Here is a 20,690-nt window from a genome sequence, read left to right as displayed (position 1 = left end):
TTTATTTAGCAATGTTTCTTTGATGTAAGTAGTAAACAGGAATTCCAATTAACGTTAGAATTACCCCCGCAATTACTAATCCAGTTTGAGTAAAGATTGTAATTACTAATACAAATAGCGCACCAATCAGCGCAATAATTGGAATTACCGGGTATCCAGGTACTTTGTATGGCCGATTCAAATCGGGGCGCTTTTTTCTAAGCATAATGACTTCTACGAATAAAAGACAGAAGAAGGACCATACAATAAACATTGACATATCAGTTAAAATATCAAAACTACCGGTGAACATCATGATTAACGCAACGATAAATTGAAAAATCGCTGCTACATATGGAGCACCATTCTTAGTAATTTTGGCAAAGTGTTGACTGAAAGGTACCATGTTTTCAGCCCCTAGGACCCGTGGAATTTGAATTCCAGTAAATAGGTATCCATTGATGGCTCCGTATACAGATACTAGGATTCCAATTGTAACTAGTTTACCACCGTAAGCACCGAATAATTCAGTTGCGACTTGGGCGGCTGTATTTTGATTACCAGCGATTTCATTGATGGGCATGTTTTTCAAGAAAACAAAGTTAATTAGCGTGTAAATAACGGTAATTAAACTAAGTCCAATAATAATTGCTTTTGGTAAATCCTTTTTAGGATTCTTTAATTCACCGGCAATGTTACTAATTCCAATCCAACCATCATAAGCGAACATGGTAGCTAATAACCCTTGTCCAAATGCAGACCATGGATTAGCGTGATTGATTGGGGTGAATGGCCATAATTGGACGTGCACTTGACCAGGGATGAATAAACCAATGATTGCAATGATCAAGATTGGAATTAATTTTACGATCAATGCAACTGATTGCACCCGACCGGCAAATTGGCTTCCTAATAAGTTAACGATTAGGACGGTCAAACCACAGATAATGGCAATCATTAGACTAGCACTGCTGGACATATGAAAAAGATTCACAAACTGAGCTCCGAACACTAGGCATAATCCAGCAATATTTCCAGGAGTATAAACTAATGATTGTGCCCAACCGAACAGGAAACCAGTTAATTTACCGTATCCCATTTCCAAAAACTTAACGGGCCCACCACTTTCTGGGAGCGCCGCTGCTAATTCTGAAACGGTTAAGCCGGCACAGATGGTTAAGATTCCAGATACAATCCAAACTAAAATGGTTAGTCCAAACGAATATGTACTGGACACAACGCTGGCGGTCTTAAAGAAGACTCCACCACCGATAACGGTACCCATTACTGTCGCAAACGCGGCGAAGGGTCCAATACCATTTTTATTACTATTTTTCACTTTACATTCCTCCAACGAAGTAATGCAATTATTTTAACACTTTTTTAATAAGTAGTCATTATTCAAAAAAGCCTCCGTTCGTAATGAATGAACGGGGGCTTTGGATGTTAATTACTTAAATCAACGTCATGTTTTCGCTGAAAATCAGCAATATTTTTGTATTCAGTTTCAAATTCACGCATTAATCGAATGTAAATTGGTAATAATTCACGGTAAGTTTCGTAGTTTTCATGGTTAGGTTCCAATGCAAAACTTTCACCAACGAAATCTTTAACCTTTGATAAGTCATCAATCATCCCTAAACTATACATTCCCAAGGTAGCAGCACCTAGTGCTGTTCCTTCAACACTTTCTGGGATATGCACTTCTTGTTCAAAGATATCAGCGATAATTTGTCGACAAATAGCAGATTGAGCAAATCCACCCGTTACTTGAATGGACTTAGGTTCACCCACGACTTCTTTTAACGCTAATGAAACGGTGTATAGATTAAACACAATTCCTTCTAATGCAGCTCTGATCATATGCGCACGGGTGTGAATTCTGGTTAGTCCAAAGAATGATCCCCGAGCATTGGCATTCCAAATGGGTGCCCGTTCACCACCCAAGAAGGGGTGGAAAATTAATCCGTCGGCACCTGCATGAATTTTGGATGCAATTTTAGTTAAAATTTCATATGCACTAACGCCCATTTGTTCAGCAGTAACTTTTTCTGGAGCACATAATTGATCACGAACCCATTTGAAGACACTCCCACCATTATTGACAGGACCACCAATTACCCACATACCTTTAGTTAAGTAGTAACAAAATACTCGACCCTTAGCATCGGTCTTGGGTTTATCAGTCATGATTCGAACCGCACCAGAGGTTCCAATGGTAACTGCTTCAACGCCCTTTTGAATGGCATTCACCCCTAAGTTAGCAAGGGGACCATCGGATGAACCAATAACGAATGGGGTACTAGGATTTAGACCAAGTAGTTTAGCCGTATGTGGTTTAAGTCCCTTTAGTTGATAGGTAGTATCAACTAGTTCAGGGAGTTGATCACGGGTGATCCCAGCGATCTTTAAAGCTTCATCGTCCCAATCCATGTTATAAATATTAAATAGTCCGGTGGCATTGGCAATGGAATAGTCTTCCTTTAAAGTCCCAAAGAAGCGGTGAATGATGTATTCTTTAATCCCGATGAACCATGCGGCTTTATTGAACACTTCAGGATGGCCATTTCTTAGCCAAATAATTTTAGATAGTGGAGTCATTGGGTGAATTGGCGTCCCAGTGACTTCGTATAACCGCTTAGCATCTTTACTATGCTTTAATCGTTCGGCATATTTATATGCCCGGTTATCACCCCATGTAATAGCGCGGGTCAATGGCTTATATTCATCATCCAATAGAATCAAACTATGCATGGCACAGGAGAACGAAACGCCTTTGATCGTATCTTTAGTTTGATCAACAGTCTTAGTTAGACGACGAATTCCTTTGATGGTAGCTTCTAGGATTTCATCTGGATCTTCTTCTGACATATCAGGCGTGTCTTGATAGATTGGATAACCGTTATTTTGCATTGCAGCAATTTTACCATTTTGATCGTATAAAATTACCTTTGCACTTGTGGTTCCAATATCAACACCAATTATATAGTTCATTTAAGTTCCCTCATCTCTTATATTAAGTATAATTTTCAATCAACGTAATTAAATAACGCCTCTATTATATGAAATCAATTATACACCTTTCAAGCAATAGCTAGATTAAATTCGATTATCAGATATTTGTAATGTATAATTAAGACATTAATTAAATTGGAATGATGAGTTTTGGGGAAGAAAACACAAGTTAATCAAATGAGCCGCTTAGCTCGAACGCAACGAGTTCAACGTAAGCAAAAAGTGTTCAGATGGTTGATAATTATCATCATGATATTATTGGGCTTAAGTGGGCTAAATTGGTACCGCAATTACCAGTATCGTCAATTAGTTAATTTCGATCAACGCGGCGTAGTTGTTAGTCAACAAAATAGCTACGTTGACTTTATCTCCTTAGCAAATATTGGTCAGAAGTTTGTTTACATTCGGGCTAGCCAAGGATCGTTATACACTGATGATGACTTTGCTGATAATTACCAACGATCACAGGGGGCTAATTTGAAGGTAGGAGTCTATCATTCATTTAGTTTCAATAGTAGTGCCACTCAACAATTTGATAACTTTAAGAGTGAAGTGAGACAACGAATTGGGACCCTGCCAATTGCGGTGCAAATCAATACAAATGATGTTGCCTTAAGTCATGAGCAAGTTAAGTCGGTTCATAAATTTGTTAAACTAATTCTAAATACCTACCACCGGCGGGTGTTGATTTGGACTAGTCATGGAATTTACCAGCAAGTGCGACTAAAGCATCAGCAGACTTTATTCTGCTCGATTAGCAATCATCTATCTGCCGATCAAAGTGGCCTTAAGACATATAATGCTAATCAAATCTTAAGTAATGATGGGCAGAGTCAGGCTTTTATTCAGCTGGTATTTATTGGTGATCATCATCAATGGAGTAAATATGAATCCCCAAACTTATTAAATAATGGAGGAACAACTATTGAATAGTCAATTTACAGATCATTTTCATCAATTAGGGTTCGATTATCTAACTCCCATTCAAGAACAAGTGTATCAACCAATCTTGGATGGCCAATCAGTACTGGGTTTATCACCAACTGGTTCAGGGAAAACAGTTGCATTTACAATGCCAATTGTTGAAAAGCTGGTACCGGGGGATGGAACCCAAGTACTAGTGTTAGAACCATCCCAGGAATTAGCAATGCAAACAACCGCTGTAATGCGTGATTGGGCAAAGTTAAACGACGCTAAGGTCTTAGCCTTAACGGGTGGTGCTAATGTTAAACGCCAGATTGAGAAACTAAAAAAACGACCAGAAATTGTTATTGGGACTCCTGGGCGGGTTTTGAATTTATTAGAAGATCATAAATTAAAGCTACACCGTCTGCAGACCGTTGTAATTGATGAAGCTGATGATTTATTACAAGACACTACTTTAACGGCAGTTAGAGATATTATTAATCAAGGTCCATCTGATGTTCAATTAACGTTTTTCTCTGCTACAGATACTGATATTTTACATTCACTAGATAAGTGGTTCACTAATGCACCGGCGTTGATCGATGTGCGTGATATTGATCAAAGTGCTGGTGAGGTTAAGCACCGGCTATTGAATGTATCCTGTGGTAAACGCAATCAAATGTTAAATCGTTTGTTACACATTAATGGATTTAAGGCGTTAGTATTTTTTGATCAATTATTAGACTTAAATAAAGCATATAGTTTCTTCCGTCATAGCCATGTTAATAGTGTTGCTACATTAACTAGTAACATGAATCAGATGCAACGCCAAAAGGCAATTTCTGGATTTCGCAAGGGACATTATAAGTTATTATTAACGACTGATGTGGCGGCTCGAGGACTTGATATTGCTAAGTTACCAGCAGTTGTTAATTTTGATTTACCAAATGAATCCAATCAATACGTTCATCGAGTAGGGCGGACTGGTCGGATGGGGGAACCAGGATTAGTTGTTAATTTTGGTAATGATCACGATTTTAGAGATTTAAAGCGATTGATTTTAGATAATGGGTACGACTTGAAACCAACTTATTTCTATAAAAATAAGCTAGTGGATGAAGTCATTAAGCCAACTAATAATGATCCAAAGCCCCACCCCGTTAAGCAACAATCACAATCCGTTGAACCAGCGGCAGAAAAAGTGGCTACCCCAACGTCAGCTACCCACAAGGCAGCTGTTCGTTCGAATCAATCTAAGGTGACCAGCCAACCTAAATCAGCTAAACGGCTAACTAAAAAGCAAATTAAGCATCGTAACAAGAAGCATTTGAAGAATAAGGGAATGCGGAAAAAATGGCGGGATGCAGATAAATAACACCTTTACTTTAGATTGTAAAAATGAGAAAATTAGAGTGTTGTGGCCCCATAGCACAACGGGATAGGGCGACCGCCTCCTAAGCGGCTGATCCCGGTTCGAGTCCGGGTGGGGTCATTTGTAACAAAATATAATGCAAATTTACAAAAAATTTACAAAAAACAAATATTATATTTACATTGCATTGCTAGAATGTAGTTGTTAAATAAATAAAGGACTTTCAGGGAGGCTCTTTTAATGCTTAGTATGAAAAAAGCGTTATCATTTGTTACGATTTTAGGTGTATCTGGTGTGTTACTTGCAGGATGTGGAAACAGTTCCAATAGTGGTACTGGTTCATCCAGTTCAGGTACTAAGGTGACTGTAGTTGGTTCAACTGCTTTACAACCATTAGTAGAACAAGCAGCAACCGACTACCAAAGTGCTAATTCAGGCGCTAGCATCACCGTTCAAGGTGGAGGTTCAGGTACTGGATTAAGCCAAGTTCAACAAAAAGCGGTTCAAATTGGTAATTCAGATATCTTTGCTGAAAAGCAAGCCGGAATTAAGGCGAACGAATTAAAGGATCACCAAGTTGCCGTTGTTGGAATGGCGCCAGTTGTTAACAAGCAAGCTGGGGTTAAGAACGTTTCTATGGCACAATTAAAGGAAATCTTTACTGGTAAGATTACTAACTGGAAACAAGTTGGTGGTAAGGATGAAAAGATTACCGTTGTTAACCGTGCTAAGGGTAGTGGTACCCGTGCTACATTCGAACAAGCAGTATTAGGTGGTGCAACTGCTGTTAAGTCTCAAGAACAAGATTCTAACGGAACTGTTCAAAAGATTGTTCAATCTACACCAGGTGCAGTTAGTTACCTATCATTCTCATTCTTAAATGATAAGCTTCAACCATTATCAATTGATAATGTAAAGCCAACTGATGCTAACGTTGAAACTAATAAGTGGAAGATTTGGTCATACGAACACATGTACACTACTGCTAAGCCAAGTAAAGAAGCTGAAAAGTTCATCAAGTACATTCAATCAAGTAAAGTTCAAGATGGCTTAGTTAAGAAACTTGGTTACATTAGTATCTCAAACATGAAGGTTTCAAAAGATGCTAACAACAAAGTAACTGCTAAGTAATAATAACAATTTTTATTAATAGTTGAGCTGGAGAACGTACGTATGTACAGAATCCAGTTCTTTCTATTTAACGGGGGATTAAATTAAATGGATCAAATTAAAGCAAAATTAATGAAGCCTTCTAAAGAGACCAAGCAAGAAACATTCGGTAAAATCATTAGTTATACTTGTATTGTTGCAATTATGCTATTAGTCTTATTAGTTTTATACTTCATTATCTCATTCGGGATGGCTACTTTTACTACTAATCACGTTAATTTGTGGTCGTTTCTTTCTGGAACTAACTGGAGTCCTGGAACCGTAGATGCACATGGCAATCCAGAAGTTGGAGCATTACCAATGATCGTTACCTCATTTGCAGTAACGATTTTATCAGCATTAGTTGCAACGCCATTTGCAATTGCGATTGCATTATTCATGACGATCATTTCACCTAAGCGTGGAAAAGGATTCTTACAAGCAATTATTGAATTATTAGTTGGGATTCCATCAGTTGTTTATGGTTACATTGGTTTAACATTAGTAGTGCCATTTATTCGTGGTATCTACGGTGGAACTGGATTCGGGATTTTATCTGGGACGATTGTGCTATTCGTAATGGTGCTACCAACGATTACTTCATTGACCGTTGATAGTTTAAAGGCAGTGCCTCACTACTATCTAGAAGCTTCATTAGCATTAGGGGCTACCCGTTGGCAAACGATTTACAAGGTAATCTTACGGGCTGCTACCCCAGGAATCTTAACTGCAATTATTTTTGGAATGGCACGGGCCTTCGGGGAAGCACTTGCGGTTCAAATGGTTATCGGGAACGCTACCTTGTTACCAAAGAGTCTATTGACACTAGCTGCTACTTTGACTAGTCAATTGACTACTGGAATTGGTAATACGGTTATGGGCTCACTACCAAATAATGCGCTATGGTCATTAGCATTGATCCTATTGTTAATGTCATTGGTATTTAATATTGCTGTTAAGTTCATCGGTTCGAAGGGAGACCTGAATAAATAATGAATCCAAAATTAGCTGATAAGATTGCTAATGCTGTAATATATGTATTAGTATCAATCGTTGTGATTATCTTAGCCTTATTGATTGGCTTTATCTTAGTAACTGGGGTTCCACACATTTCTTGGCATTTCTTGACTTCTGTTTCACAGTCATTTTCTGCTGGTGGTGGAATTCGTGACCAATTGTTTAACTCGCTTTATTTATTAATTTTAACTTTAATTATCTCATTCCCAATTGCTTTAGGATCTGGAATTTATTTAGCTGAATATGCACCTAAAAATTGGTTTACAAATTTAATCCAAACCACGATCGAAGTGCTTAGCTCACTTCCATCAATTATTGTTGGTTTATTCTGTTATCTATTATTCGTTATTAAGTTACAATTAGGGTTCTCAATTTTATCTGGAGCCATTGCATTAACGTTCTTTAACCTTCCATTATTGACCCGGAGCATTCAAGAATCACTTGAATCAGTACCTGATTTACAACGTCAAGCTGGTGCTTCACTTGGGCTTTCAAGATGGAAGACCATCACTGGCATTATCTTTCCAATTGCCATCCCTGGAATTATTACTGGAATTATTCTTAGTGCTGGACGGGTATTTGGTGAAGCCGCTGCTTTAATTTACACTGCTGGTGAAAGTGCTCCTACCATTAACTATGGTGACTTTAATCCATTTAATTCCGCTAGTTTCTTGAACCCAATGCGGCCTGCTGAAACGCTAGCGGTTCACATTTGGAAAGTTAATACAGAAGGGGTTACTCCTGACGCAAGTGCAATTTCAAGTGGATCATCTGCGGTATTGATTATCGTTATTTTGATCTTTAACTTGGGAGCTCACTGGCTTGGAAAACGTCTTTACGATAAAATGACTGCTAGTAAGTAATCAGTGAAGGAGAATTATTGTGGCACTTAATAACTATGATTTTAATGATACCTACTTCGCTTCTTTTGATGAAGAAAAAGCGCTAGTAACTAAAGATATTCAAGTATACTATGGTGATAACCATGCCTTTCATGATGGCAATTTATCATTTTCTAGAAACAAAATTACGGCTTTGATCGGAGCTTCTGGGTCTGGTAAGTCAACTTATTTAAGATGTCTTAACCGGATGAACGATGATGTAGCCCGAGTAACTGGTCAAATTTTGTACCGTGGAACGGACATTAACTCTTCTGATGTTAATGTGTATGAAGTTAGAAGTCATATTGGAATGGTATTCCAACGTCCCAATCCATTTGCCAAGTCTATTCGTGAAAACATTACCTTTGCTTTAAAACAACATGGTATCAAAGATAAGGCCGAATTAGATAAACGAGTTGAAGAAAGTCTAAAGGGTGCCTCCCTATGGGATGAAGTAAAAGACCGTTTAGATACTAGTGCTCTTTCTCTATCAGGTGGGCAAGCCCAAAGATTATGTATTGCTCGGGCAATTGCAATGAAGCCAGATATTTTATTAATGGATGAACCAGCCAGTGCGTTGGATCCAATTTCAACTAAAAATATCGAAAATACGCTTAATCAATTGAAGAAAGATTACACGATCATTATTGTGACTCATAACATGCAACAAGCTTCTCGAATCAGTGACTACACTTGCTTCTTCCACTTGGGGCATGCCCTTGAGTTCGATCGGACTGAACGGATTTTTACTAATCCACATGTTAAAGCCACAGAAGACTACATTTCTGGGAACTTCGGTTAAAATGGGGGTTGAATCAATGACGGATAAAATTATTACTTCAGAAAACGTTCGCCTCTATTACGGAGAAAAAGAGGCTTTACACGGTGTCAATTTAGATTTTAAAAAGAACGAAATTACAGCACTGATTGGACCATCTGGATCCGGTAAGTCGACTTACCTTAGATGCTTAAATCGGATTAACGACTTAGTTCCAAACGTGACGGTTACTGGTAGCATTAAGTTGGACAAGAAAGATATCTATGCACCAGATGTTGATATTACTGCCTTAAGAACGAAAGTGGGAATGGTATTCCAACAACCAAATCCGTTTCCATTTTCCGTTTACGAAAATGTAGCTTATGGAGTTAAACTAGCTGGACGCAATAAAGTTTCTAAAGCGGAAATGGATGAAATTGTGGAAACTAGTTTAAAACAAGCTGCCGTTTGGGATGAAGTAAAAGACAACTTAAATGACAGTGCGTTATCATTTTCAGGTGGTCAACAACAAAGAATTTGTATTGCACGGGTGTTGGCAGTTAAGCCAGAAATCATCCTATTAGATGAACCAACGAGTGCGTTGGATCCAATTTCTAGTTATGCAATTGAAAACACGTTGCTTTCAATCAAAAAAGACTATACTATTATAATAGTTACCCATAATATGCAACAAGCATCTCGTATTTCTGACCAAACAGCGTTCTTATTGGATGGAAAATTGATCGAAGCTGGTCCGACTAAGGATATCTTCATCAATCCACGGGAAAAAGAAACAAACGATTATCTAAACGGTAAATTTGGTTAGGGGGAAAATATTATGCACGATGATTTTATTGAACAATTAAAGAAGCTACAAAGTACTTTCATGAATATGGGGATTAACGTTAGTGAGCAAATCTACCAAGCTTCAACGACATTTTTACAACATGATAAGTCAGAAGCAAAGAAGATTGTTAGCGATGACTCACGGGTTAATACTGAAGAAGTGGACCTTGAAAAAGAAGCACTTAACCTAATTGCCTTACAACAACCAGTGGCTGCATATTTCAGACAAATTATTTGTATCTTAAAAGCTAGTTCTGACCTAGAACGAATTGGTGATCACGCAAGTTCAATTGCTCAAGAAACATTACGGATGAAGAAGAAACAAAAATTAACGGATGTTGATCACATTATCTCTAAGATGACTCTTAAGATTCGTGAAATGCTTGAAGCAACATTAGATGCTTATCTTCATGAAAATGAATCTGCTGCTAAGTTAATTGCACAAGATGATTTAACAATTGATAAGTATTTCGTTGAATGTCGGAACTTAATTATTGCTGAAATTGAAAAGGATACCAAAAAGATTCCTTCTGCTGCTAGTTACTTACTAGTAGTTCGATTATTGGAACGAATTGGTGATCACATCGTTAACTTAGATGAATGGGTGGTTTACAACCATTCTGGTAAGCTAACTGAATTAAATCCTGGAAAAATTGAACCAGATTTAATTAAAAATGAACTTAAGACTGAAAAGAAAGAAATGGCCGATTCTAACAACACCGAAAAGTAAAACTATTTAAAACCATTAATTATCAAGCGTTTTAAATAATCTAACTTTGGGGTGGAATCATGAACACGATTTTATTAGTAACTAATCATTTGAAATTAGCCATGAAAATCAATGCTGCTGGAAATAATCGTGGCTTTTTCATTAATAACTTTACCAATGTTGCTGACATTGATAGCTACCTAAATAACTCTAAGATTGTTGGCGTTATTTGGGATTTAGGATTATCAAAGTCTTTTAGTGAGTCCATGAAAACGTTAAAATCGGTTCGACGGACGTTCAATGGACCCATTATTACTATTGAAAAGGAATACCATCCTGATCATGAACAGGCGATATTTGAAGCTCATTTGGATGATTACATTGTCAATCCTGCTGAAGGATTAGGCATTATCTTAAGAATTGAGCAAAAGAATTGGGTTTATGAACAGGCTAATAGTAATTCTAATGAGTCCAAAGTTAGCAAACACGATAATTTGATTAAGTACAAAAATTTCACAGTTGATTTGAAGCATTTTCAAGTGAAATACTATGATGATAATATGAAGTTAACGCCAAAAGAGTTTTACTTAATGAATTATTTGATCCGTCATAGTGGAATGGTGCTAAGTCGTGAAAAAATTTATAATGGAGTATGGGGTTCAGAACAAGATGAATTTTCATACATCTCCTCACGAATTGTTGATATGCATATTAGTCACTTGCGGGATAAGTTAAAGACTCTGGCAAATGATGAAGCTAAAATAAAGACGATTCGTGGTTTCGGATACCAATTTGAATAGATAAAAAAGGGATTTCTGGCTTAGCTGAAATCCCTTTTTAATTAGCTTTATTTTTGAATATAAAAACGGACTAGTCAATTTAACTAGTCCGTTTTGTTTTTTATAGAAATGCAGTTACAGTTGCGGCCACTAGAATAATAATTAATCCAATTACCGTAACGATAAGTTCCTTTGTTGTTTTACGTTCATTTAAGAAGAAAATTCCCGTAATGGTAGCAACAATAACTGAAGTTTGTGATAGGACAAACCCAGTTGCTAATCCATTCATATCGGGTTGAGCAGATACTAAGTAAGTTAACGCTGCGAATCCGAAGAAGAAACCAGCGAAAATTTGCATGTATGAGACTTTTTCCTTAAATACATTTTCTTTTTTAATGGTGAATAGGTTATATAAGATTGCTCCAATGACCATTCCAATTGCTTGTGGTAAGAATGCATGTACACCATCAATATGGGCTGCTTGTGGAGCAGCAGAGTAAGACCAATAACCAAAGACTCCAATTACTAACAAGAGGGTGGCTTTACCTAAATCTTTAGAGCTAGCTTGATCTTTTGATTCCTGCCATGAAGTCATAACAGCTCCAATAATGATAACGACTAATGCAGCTAAACCAATTAATTTTTGATTTAATAATGGCCAATTGCCTAATGCAAAAACGCCCCATAGTGAAGTTACAACTAATTGGAGTGCCGTTGTAATTGGCATGGTTCGAGATGAACCAATTAGCTGGTAAGACTTAAAAGCTAAAATTTGACCAAAGTCCCAGCCAATTCCAGATAGCATCGCAAGGATAAAAGCGCCACCAGTTGGAATTTCTAGCTGTCTGACGACTGCAAATAAGATTGCGAGAAATAATGTTCCAATCGTAGTTCCTAAAATTTGGTTATTGGGTTTTCCACCAATTTTAGATGCGATGGTGGGAAATAGTCCCCACCCAAAAAGTGGACCTAATCCAATTAATAATGCAATAGTGTGCACATTGATTCCCCCTAAGCATAAATTGTTATAACTAGACTAGTCTACACTAAATTAGTCCTTTTTGCTATCTTTTTCTAAAGACGGCAAATTTAGACCAGACATAGTTAAAAACAATAACAAAGACCTCACCAATAATCTTCATAATCATGACTGAGATACCAAAGTAAACATGCCCGATGGACATGATAACATCTTCCATGAAAATGGATCCTAATCGCCCGGGGAAGAAAATGCCTAATTCAGTTAGGTAATTTTTTAGGCCAGTACTTTTGGAATGAAAAACGAATTTTCGGTTAGTAACAAAGGCAAAAATCGTACAAATAATGCCCACCAGTGTATTATAGAAATTAAGCCAAAACCCAGAGTTATTGATTTGTTGACCTGTAATTGGTGCTTTATACAAAATTAATAATAAAATGTAATTAAGCACGGTGGTTAATACACCCCAAAACAGGTAATCAATTACTTCTTTATTTTTTCTGTATATATTTTTAATCATAGTACCTACTTCTTTTCTTTTACAATATATTTTGGTCGGTTTTTGGTTTCTAAATAAATTTTACCAATGTAATTACCGACTAACCCTAAGCAAAAGAGCTGGATTCCGCCGATTAATAAAATGACTGAGACCATAGATGGCCAGCCAGAAACGGAACCCCCGAAGAAAAGAGCTCTGACAATTACAAAGATCAGACCAATGATAGATATTAAACATGAAAAAAGGCCCACGAAAGTAGCAATTTTAAGTGGCGCATCAGAGAAATCAACGATGCCTTCAAAGGAATAACTAAGTAGTTGATACATTGACCAGTGGGTTTGTCCAGCAGCTCTTGGCACGCCTTCATATTCCAAATACTTGGTTTTAAACCCAACCCAACTGAAGATTCCCTTGGTAAAACGATTGTACTCAGTTAGCTTTAAAACGCTGTCAACATATTGTCGACTCATTAATCGATAATCACGAACGTTAGGCTTAATGTGCACGGCAGAAATCCAATTAATGACCCGGTAAAAACTAGCCGACAAAAAGGCCCGAATTGGATTTTGCTTGCGACTGGTTTGCACACAGCCGACACAGTCGTAATCTTCGGTGGTAATGATTTTAAGCATTTTAGGTAATAGTGAAGGTGGATCTTGTAAATCAACATCCATAATGGCAACGTAGTCACCCTTTACATTTTGTAAACCGGCTGCCATTGCAGATTCCTTCCCAAAGTTACGTGAAAATGAAATATAATGCACGGTCTTAGGGTGGGTCACTTGTAACTGTTTAATTTTAGCTAGGGTCTGATCAGATGAACCATCATCAATAAATAGGTAGTAAGGTTCGTATTTATTTTGATGCGCATTCATTTGTTCAAAAACTTGATCCGTTGTCTGAAAGAAGAGATCAATTGATTCTTCTTCGTTATAACAAGGCACGATTAATCCGATTTGCTCCACGATAACTACTCCTTAGGTGTAACGATTTTTCTTTTACAATTCTATCATAATTACTTGTTAGTATAGTTAGAATTCATGAATATTTTATAAAATCTACAATGATTAATTAATTTGTTATAATTAGTATATTATGGATAAATTTAACGGAGGTTATATTGAATGAATACCCCAATCAAGGTAATGACCATCTTCGGGACTCGTCCAGAAGCCATTAAGATGGCACCGATAATTTTAGAAATGAAAAAACGATCAGCTGAGTTTCAACCAATTACGGTTGTTTCAGCTCAACACCGTGAAATGCTAGATCAGGTAATGACGGTTTTTAATATTCAACCAGACTATGATTTAAATGTAATGAAACCCAATCAAACCCTTAGTGGAATTACAACTGCCGTTATTAATGGATTAGATCCAATCATTAAGGATGCCAGTCCAGATATTATACTAGTGCATGGTGATACCACCACAACTTTTGCTGCGTCAATTAGCAGCTTTTATCATCAAACGCCATTAGGGCATGTTGAGGCTGGGTTAAGAACATGGGATAAATATTCACCATATCCGGAAGAAATGAATCGTCAAATGACGGACGTGTTATCAGACTTGTACTTTGCACCAACGCAATTGAGTCGTCAGAACTTATTGAAGGAAAATCACCAGGCCCAAAATATTTTTGTAACTGGTAATACTGCAATTGATGCTTTGGAACAAACCGTTAGTTCTGATTACCATCATTCGGTATTAAATGATATTGATCCCAATCACCGGGTTATTTTGTTGACGATGCACCGTCGTGAAAACCATGGTGAGCCAATGCGTCGAACCTTTAATACGATTAAAAAAGTGTTAGACCAATATCCAGATGTAGAAGTCGTGTATCCCGTTCATTTGAGTCCAGTGGTCCAAAAGGTGGCCCATGAATGTTTTGATGGTGACTCGCGTGTCCACTTGATCGATCCACTAGGGGTGGTTGACTTTCACAACATGGCGGCCCGGAGTTACTTTATTATGACTGACTCTGGCGGTGTTCAAGAAGAAGCGCCCTCATTGGGGAAACCAGTTTTGGTCCTTCGGGATGAAACTGAGCGTCCAGAAGGAGTAGCTGCTGGGACCCTTAAACTAGTCGGTACGGATCCTAAACAAATTAAGGACAATATGAATTTGCTATTGTCAGATCAAGATGCCTATCAAAAAATGGCTGAGGCCCAAAACCCCTACGGTGATGGAAAAGCCGCTGCTAGAATTCTAGATGCCATTATCAATAACATAAAGCGGGTGACCCATGATTAATAAATTAGTTCCAGTTAAACTAAGACCATTAGTTAAATCATTTTTAAAGCACTACAAAGATGCTAATATTTCTGATTCAGCAGTTGTAGTAGCCTATTATTTATTGTTATCAATCTTTCCACTGCTATTTATTCTAGGTAGTATTTTAAGTTTTGCGAATATTAGTAGTATGGATATTACTAACTACCTTCACCCATTTTTACCACCACAAATCAATGAAACGCTTTCACCGATTATTACGACCGCCCTTAGTGGTGGCGGCAAACAATTGTCAGTAGGAATTATTATTACTATTTGGTCAGCTAGTCGGGTAACGGCGGCCTTAAAGCGGACCGTAGATAATGCATACGGGGTTGTTAATGAACGAGGGGCATTTATTACCCGGATTTTTTCATTTTTATGGATGATGTTGATTATTGTTGGAATCACATTAGTTCTAATCTTCTTTAATTTGAGTAATCGGTTTGTGTTAAGATTCTTACACGTTCCTGATTTTGTCTTTGAATTTATTGGGATGATCAGAGTACCGGTATCGATTACATTTTTATTCTTAATTTTAATGTTTATGTATTACTTAGTACCAGCAGCCGCAACTAAATTTAAGTATGTTTGGTTAGGGACCCTAACGGCTACGGTTGGAATGATTTTATTATCACAAGGCTTTTCATTATACTTAACTTATTTTGCTAAAAGTTTCTCAACCTATAAGGCCCTAGGAACTTTTATTATTTTAATGTTTTGGTTGTACTTTATTGGTACGCTAATTTTAATTGGGGCCGTAATCAATGCAACGTTCCAAGAAATGAAGATGGGGAAGTTACGTCACAAAGCGATTAAAGAGCATATAAAAAAGCCACTAAATAATTAGTGACCATTCATTAAATTTATTTTTTAGCTGTTTCAACTAGTTGTGCAGCGAAGTGATCTAATGTCTCAATATCATCATCTTCTGGTTCTAGATTAATTTTAACGTTATCAGCGCCTTGGGTAGCATGTGCGGCTTTAAACGCATCACTAAATGCATCTACGGCAACGTTGTAAAATTCTTCATAGTATTCATCACCAGAACCAGCAACGCCATAGACCTTGCCAGTTAAATCAAGGGCTTTTAAATCATCAAAGAAATCTAGTCCTTCTTCTGGAAGATGGCCCTCGTCATATGTGTATGGACAAACCACACAGATATCTGCTTCTGCAAATTCTGCTGGATCGGTTTGGGAGATTTCAGTTTCGACAACATCGACCCCTAAGTCTTCGAGTCCTTCAGTGACGATATCAGCAACGTCTTCATTGTTTCCGGTAATTGTAGCAAAAACCACATGTGCTTTCATAATTATCAAATCGTTCCTTTCATAAAATCCTAGTTAAAATATTAGCGTATATTACTTTTAAAAACAATAGGGAGAATTTCAATGGAATCTAAAATCACTAAAATTGCAGCTCAAAGGCGAAAAGGGCGTTTTAATATTTTTATTGATGGACACTATGCATTCCCAGTAAGTGAAAATGTCTTAATTAGGTATCAACTAGTTAAGGACATGGTAATTGATGAAAGTTTGGAAAATCAATTAGTTTCTGCAGACCACATCGATAAAATTTATCAAAAAGCCATTAATTATTTATCCGGTCAATTGAGAACAACACAAGAGGTTGTGAATAAATTAAAGACGGAAACTGAAGATTCGGCTATAATTGATAGTGTAGTTGAACGATTAAAGCAAAATTTACTATTAGATGATCAAAGCTATGCTAATAGCTATGTTCGGAGTGAAGTGCGGATTCAAGATAAGGGACCAACTGCAATTAAACAGCATCTGCACCAAAAAGGAATTGCTGATTCAATGATTGAATCAGCGTTAGACGAATTCTATTCTGATGATGATCTAGTTGTAAATGGATTAAAACAAGCTCGTAAAATGTTTAAACGTTATCAAAATGATTCCTTTAATCAAGCAATTAACAAAGTTAAAAATGGGTTGGTTAGGAAAGGATATTCATTTGAAATCATAGATCAAGTAATTGAGTTGGCTGATTTTAAGCCTGATTTTGACCATCAAGCAGTGGTTTTGAAGAAACAATTTGAAAAATCTTGGCATCGATATCGTCGTTATGACCAGCAACAACGAGCGTATAAAACTAAACAGGCTTTATATCGGAAAGGATTTAGTCTGGATTCAATTAGTCAATTAATTGATGCAGAAATTGAACAATAGAGGAGTATTCAATATGAAAAATCGCTTGAAGCAGTCCAGATTATTTTTCTGGTCGCTAGAAGTGTTAATTGTAGTAGCAATTGTCTACCTATGTAACAAAATTAGTTTTGTGTTTACCCCAATTGGGATTTTTATTTCAACGATTTTCGTCCCCATTTTAGTCGCCGGGGCGTTATTTTATATGTTAAATCCAATTGTTGAGCTATTAATGAAGATTCATTATAAACGGTTACGTGTTTCACGAACCTTTGCTGTTATTCTTATTTTTATTGCCTTTTTAGGGCTATTATTCTATGTAGGGTTATCATTTATTCCCCACATTTTTACGCAAGTTACTACGTTATTTTACCATCTACCGGATGTGGCTAACTCGACTGAAAAGACGCTTGAGGAAGTTACTACCCACGGTTGGTTAAAAGATGTTGATATTACCGATTATATTAATCAGATTCAATCTTCATTGACCAACTATACGCAAGGTGTATTGGGGAGCGTGACTGCCAGTCTTGGTAATATTATTTCAATGGCAACTAGCGTAGTGATCGTTATGATTACGGTTCCCGTTATTTTATTCTACATGCTAAAGGATGGGCATAAACTAATGCCGACCATTGAAAAGTTAATTCCAAAGGATCATCAAAAGCAAACGGTAGTTTTATTGGGTAAGATGAATGAAACGATTGCTAGATACATTGGTGGTCAAATGATTGAATGTTTATTTGTAGGGATTTTTACTTCACTCGGTTATGTTTTTATTGGACAAAAATATGCATTACTATTAGGAGTATTTGCGGGAGTATGTAACATCATTCCATACGTTGGACCCTATATTGGGATCTTGCCATCATTATTAGTAGCATTCTCAAGCGATATTAAGCAAGTTATTTATGTTATAATTATTGTTTTGATCGTCCAACAACTAGATGGGAACCTAGTTTATCCCAACGTGATTGGTAAGAGTTTACAGATTCATCCACTAACTATTATCGTCATTTTATTAGCTGCTGGAAATATTGCTGGATTGGTTGGGATGATTTTAGCCATTCCACTATACGCTGTTGTGAAAGTAGTTGTACAATATGTTTATAGCATCTGGTTATTACAGCATAATTATGAAATTGAAAAAGATGTTAGTGATAAATAGAGGTTTATCCATAAATTTGGTATGATAACCTTAATTTAAATATAATCAGGAGATTGAATAACAATGAAAAAAGTAATTACTTATGGAACTTTCGATTTATTACACAAGGGCCATGTTAGATTATTAAAGCGTGCTCGAGAATTAGGTGACTATCTGATGGTTGGATTATCATCTGATGAGTTTAATGCTGAAAAGGGCAAGAAAGCATATACGTCATTTGAAGATCGTAAATATGTATTAGAAGCCATCCGGTATGTTGATAAGGTAATTCCAGAAAGCGGTTGGAATCAAAAAATCAAGGATGTTCAAGAAAACAATATTGACGTCTTCGTAATGGGGGATGACTGGAAAGGAAAGTTTGATTTCCTTAAGGATTATTGTGAAGTGATTTATTTACCAAGAACTGAGGGAATTTCAACTTCTAAGATTAAAAAGGACCTCGGTATCAAAGATGCTGATAACTGGAAAGCTTAATAATCAACCAAAGTCTATCTAATTTAACTAGGTAGGCTTTTTAATTCTATTTAGGGTTCCAAAGTATGTTAGAATTAATTTATTATCTAAATTGAAAGGGAAAATATTTATGGCGAATGCACTAGAACAAAACGTTGCAAAAAGAAGAACTTTTGCAATTATTTCTCACCCGGATGCCGGAAAGACCACGATTACCGAACAACTCTTACTTTATGGAGGGATTGTTCGAGAAGCAGGAACGGTTAAGGGTAAAAAGAGTGGTAATTTTGCAAAGTCTGACTGGATGGAAATTGAACAAAAAAGAGGGATTTCCGTTACTAGTTCAGTAATGCAATTTGATTATCAGGGAAAACGAATTAATATCTTGGATACTCCTGGACATGAGGATTTCTCTGAAGATACTTACCGGACTCTAATGGCGGTTGATTCCGCTGTGATGGTAATTGATGCTGCGAAAGGGATCGAAGCCCAAACTAAGAAACTATTTAAAATTTGTAAAATGCGGGGAATCCCGATTTTTACATTTATGAATAAGATGGATCGTGATAGTCGTGACCCCATTGAATTAATTAGTCAATTAGAGGATGTCTTAGGAATTGAAGGCTATCCAATGAACTGGCCAATTGGTTCTGGAAAGGTGTTACGAGGATTATATGACCGCTATAATAATCGGGTGGCACTTTATCGACCTAAGGAAGGAACTGAAAAGTACTTACCATTGAATGATGAGGGTGAATTGCAAGTTGCTAGTGATTTACCAAATGATGAAGTCTATCAAGATGCTAAGGCTAATATGGACCTAATCCAGGAAGCGGGGAACCAATTTGACTTAGAAAAGATTAAAAAGGGTGATCAAACTCCGGTCTTCTTCGGGTCAGCATTGGCTAACTTTGGGGTAGAAACATTTCTAAATGCTTACTTAGATTTTGCACCAATGCCTGGTGATCACGAAAATACGTTAGATGATGAAGAAGTTCAACCCACTAACCCTAATTTCTCTGGCTTTGTATTTAAAATCCAAGCTAATATGAATCCTCGTCATCGGGACCGGATTGCGTTTGTACGAGTTTGTTCTGGTGAGTTCGAACGGGGAATGGACGTAAAGCTTGAACGGACTGATAAAAAGTTACGGCTCTCAAATGTGACTGAGTTTGTTGCTAACACTCGTGAAAACGTTGAAAATGCGGTGGCTGGTGACATTATTGGGTTATACGATACTGGTAACTTCCAAATTGGTGATACGATTTATACTGGTAAACAAGCCGTTAAATTCCCACCGTTACCTCAATTTACTCCGGAACTATTCATGCGTGTTTCTGCTAAGAACGTGATGAAGCAAAAATCTTTTCATAAGGGAATTCATCAATTGGTTCAAGAAGGTGCGGTTCAACTTTACACGACTTACTCAACTGGTGATTATATCTTAGGAGCAGTTGGTCAACTTCAATTTGAAGTATTCCAATTCCGGATGCAGAATGAATATAACTCAGAAGTAGTAATGGAACCCCTTGGGCATAAGATTGCTCGCTGGATTGATCCAGATCAATTGGATGAAAGTATGTCCTCATCTAGAAATATTTTGGTTCGTGATACTCATGATCAACCATTATTCCTATTCGAAAATACCTTTGCGGAACGTTGGTTCCATGATAAATACCCAGACGTTAAATTAATGTCTAAATTATAATATGTATTAAAAAAGTTAGCCTAGTTAAA

21 protein-coding genes and 1 tRNA gene are annotated in these 20,690 nt (G+C 36.9%); 16 read left to right on the top strand and 6 right to left on the bottom strand.

From position 1 onward, the window contains the following. Nucleotide 1: 1 nt before the first annotated feature. Nucleotides 2-1,318, bottom strand: a complete 1,317-nt coding sequence (locus tag R4146_RS00175) for an APC family permease (protein ID WP_339959461.1) — start codon at nucleotides 1,316-1,318, stop codon at nucleotides 2-4. Between the two features lie 107 nt (nucleotides 1,319-1,425). Beyond that, on the bottom strand, nucleotides 1,426-2,973 hold the full coding sequence (gntK, locus tag R4146_RS00170) for a gluconokinase (protein ID WP_339959460.1): 1,548 nt from the start codon (nucleotides 2,971-2,973) through the stop codon (nucleotides 1,426-1,428). 171 nt (nucleotides 2,974-3,144) lie between these two features. Here gntK and R4146_RS00165 point away from each other — a divergent pair, with 171 nt between their 5' ends. From R4146_RS00165 to R4146_RS00120, 10 genes are all read left to right on the top strand, one after another. Then, on the top strand, nucleotides 3,145-3,927 hold the full coding sequence (locus R4146_RS00165; RefSeq protein WP_339959459.1) for a GH25 family lysozyme: 783 nt from the start codon (nucleotides 3,145-3,147) through the stop codon (nucleotides 3,925-3,927). Continuing rightward, nucleotides 3,920-5,275 carry a DEAD/DEAH box helicase gene (locus tag R4146_RS00160; protein ID WP_339959458.1) on the top strand — a complete coding sequence of 452 codons (1,356 nt, stop codon included), beginning with the start codon at nucleotides 3,920-3,922 and terminating at the stop codon, nucleotides 5,273-5,275. The genes R4146_RS00165 and R4146_RS00160 overlap by 8 nt, the downstream gene beginning before the upstream one ends. A gap of 44 nt (nucleotides 5,276-5,319) precedes the next feature. Continuing rightward, a tRNA-Arg gene (locus R4146_RS00155) sits at nucleotides 5,320-5,392 on the top strand. A gap of 129 nt (nucleotides 5,393-5,521) precedes the next feature. Next, the gene (locus R4146_RS00150; RefSeq protein ID WP_339960615.1) at nucleotides 5,522-6,403 is read left to right on the top strand and encodes a phosphate ABC transporter substrate-binding protein PstS family protein; all 882 of its coding nucleotides are present in this window, start codon (nucleotides 5,522-5,524) and stop codon (nucleotides 6,401-6,403) included. 87 nt (nucleotides 6,404-6,490) lie between these two features. Further along, nucleotides 6,491-7,414, top strand: a complete 924-nt coding sequence (gene pstC / locus R4146_RS00145) for a phosphate ABC transporter permease subunit PstC (RefSeq protein ID WP_339959457.1) — start codon at nucleotides 6,491-6,493, stop codon at nucleotides 7,412-7,414. Next, nucleotides 7,414-8,301 (top strand): phosphate ABC transporter permease PstA, encoded by an 888-nt coding sequence (gene pstA / locus R4146_RS00140; protein ID WP_339959456.1) that lies wholly within the window; start codon nucleotides 7,414-7,416, stop codon nucleotides 8,299-8,301. Before pstC ends, pstA begins: the two co-directional genes overlap by 1 nt. Before the next feature lie 19 nt (nucleotides 8,302-8,320). Beyond that, nucleotides 8,321-9,121, top strand: coding sequence for a phosphate ABC transporter ATP-binding protein PstB (gene pstB, locus R4146_RS00135; RefSeq protein ID WP_339959455.1), 801 nt, complete (start codon nucleotides 8,321-8,323; stop codon nucleotides 9,119-9,121). A 16-nt stretch (nucleotides 9,122-9,137) separates the two neighbouring features. Continuing rightward, on the top strand, nucleotides 9,138-9,902 hold the full coding sequence (pstB, locus tag R4146_RS00130) for a phosphate ABC transporter ATP-binding protein PstB (RefSeq protein ID WP_339959454.1): 765 nt from the start codon (nucleotides 9,138-9,140) through the stop codon (nucleotides 9,900-9,902). Between the two features lie 12 nt (nucleotides 9,903-9,914). Beyond that, the gene (gene phoU / locus R4146_RS00125; protein ID WP_339959453.1) at nucleotides 9,915-10,652 is read left to right on the top strand and encodes a phosphate signaling complex protein PhoU; all 738 of its coding nucleotides are present in this window, start codon (nucleotides 9,915-9,917) and stop codon (nucleotides 10,650-10,652) included. 59 nt (nucleotides 10,653-10,711) lie between these two features. Further along, nucleotides 10,712-11,431, top strand: coding sequence for a winged helix-turn-helix domain-containing protein (locus R4146_RS00120; RefSeq protein WP_339959452.1), 720 nt, complete (start codon nucleotides 10,712-10,714; stop codon nucleotides 11,429-11,431). Between the two features lie 100 nt (nucleotides 11,432-11,531). On the opposite strand, the gene rbsU is transcribed toward R4146_RS00120, so the two are convergent. The 3 genes from rbsU to R4146_RS00105 all read right to left on the bottom strand — a co-directional run bounded on the left by rbsU (nucleotide 11,532) and on the right by R4146_RS00105 (nucleotide 13,853). After that, nucleotides 11,532-12,410: a ribose/proton symporter RbsU gene (rbsU, locus tag R4146_RS00115; protein ID WP_339959451.1), complete on the bottom strand. Its 879-nt coding sequence runs from the start codon at nucleotides 12,408-12,410 to the stop codon at nucleotides 11,532-11,534. Nucleotides 12,411-12,474: 64 nt separating this feature from the next. After that, the gene (locus R4146_RS00110; protein WP_339959450.1) at nucleotides 12,475-12,909 is read right to left on the bottom strand and encodes a GtrA family protein; all 435 of its coding nucleotides are present in this window, start codon (nucleotides 12,907-12,909) and stop codon (nucleotides 12,475-12,477) included. 5 nt (nucleotides 12,910-12,914) lie between these two features. Continuing rightward, nucleotides 12,915-13,853, bottom strand: coding sequence for a glycosyltransferase family 2 protein (locus R4146_RS00105; RefSeq protein ID WP_339959449.1), 939 nt, complete (start codon nucleotides 13,851-13,853; stop codon nucleotides 12,915-12,917). A 159-nt stretch (nucleotides 13,854-14,012) separates the two neighbouring features. Here R4146_RS00105 and wecB point away from each other — a divergent pair, with 159 nt between their 5' ends. Together wecB and R4146_RS00095 are read left to right on the top strand one after the other, a co-directional pair. Beyond that, on the top strand, nucleotides 14,013-15,143 hold the full coding sequence (gene wecB, locus R4146_RS00100) for a non-hydrolyzing UDP-N-acetylglucosamine 2-epimerase (protein WP_339959448.1): 1,131 nt from the start codon (nucleotides 14,013-14,015) through the stop codon (nucleotides 15,141-15,143). Next, nucleotides 15,136-16,011 carry a YihY/virulence factor BrkB family protein gene (locus tag R4146_RS00095; protein ID WP_339959447.1) on the top strand — a complete coding sequence of 292 codons (876 nt, stop codon included), beginning with the start codon at nucleotides 15,136-15,138 and terminating at the stop codon, nucleotides 16,009-16,011. The genes wecB and R4146_RS00095 overlap by 8 nt, the downstream gene beginning before the upstream one ends. Nucleotides 16,012-16,027: 16 nt before the next feature. On the opposite strand, the gene R4146_RS00090 is transcribed toward R4146_RS00095, so the two are convergent. Then, on the bottom strand, nucleotides 16,028-16,477 hold the full coding sequence (locus tag R4146_RS00090) for a flavodoxin (RefSeq protein WP_339960614.1): 450 nt from the start codon (nucleotides 16,475-16,477) through the stop codon (nucleotides 16,028-16,030). Nucleotides 16,478-16,555: 78 nt separating this feature from the next. On the opposite strand from R4146_RS00090, the gene recX reads away from it, so the two are divergent. From recX to R4146_RS00070, 4 genes are all read left to right on the top strand, one after another. Continuing rightward, on the top strand, nucleotides 16,556-17,356 hold the full coding sequence (gene recX, locus R4146_RS00085; RefSeq protein ID WP_339959446.1) for a recombination regulator RecX: 801 nt from the start codon (nucleotides 16,556-16,558) through the stop codon (nucleotides 17,354-17,356). Between the two features lie 13 nt (nucleotides 17,357-17,369). Beyond that, nucleotides 17,370-18,500 (top strand): AI-2E family transporter, encoded by a 1,131-nt coding sequence (locus R4146_RS00080; protein ID WP_339959445.1) that lies wholly within the window; start codon nucleotides 17,370-17,372, stop codon nucleotides 18,498-18,500. Between the two features lie 63 nt (nucleotides 18,501-18,563). Beyond that, the gene (gene tagD / locus R4146_RS00075; protein WP_339959444.1) at nucleotides 18,564-18,974 is read left to right on the top strand and encodes a glycerol-3-phosphate cytidylyltransferase; all 411 of its coding nucleotides are present in this window, start codon (nucleotides 18,564-18,566) and stop codon (nucleotides 18,972-18,974) included. 109 nt (nucleotides 18,975-19,083) lie between these two features. After that, nucleotides 19,084-20,661, top strand: a complete 1,578-nt coding sequence (locus tag R4146_RS00070; RefSeq protein WP_339959443.1) for a peptide chain release factor 3 — start codon at nucleotides 19,084-19,086, stop codon at nucleotides 20,659-20,661. The last annotated feature ends 29 nt before the right edge of the window (nucleotides 20,662-20,690 follow it).

Source organism: Nicoliella lavandulae, assembly GCF_037546185.1.
In the GTDB taxonomy this organism is placed as follows: domain Bacteria; phylum Bacillota; class Bacilli; order Lactobacillales; family Lactobacillaceae; genus Nicoliella; species Nicoliella lavandulae.
Note: the sequence above shows the minus strand (reverse complement) of the source record. Positions and strands in the feature narration are given on the sequence as shown.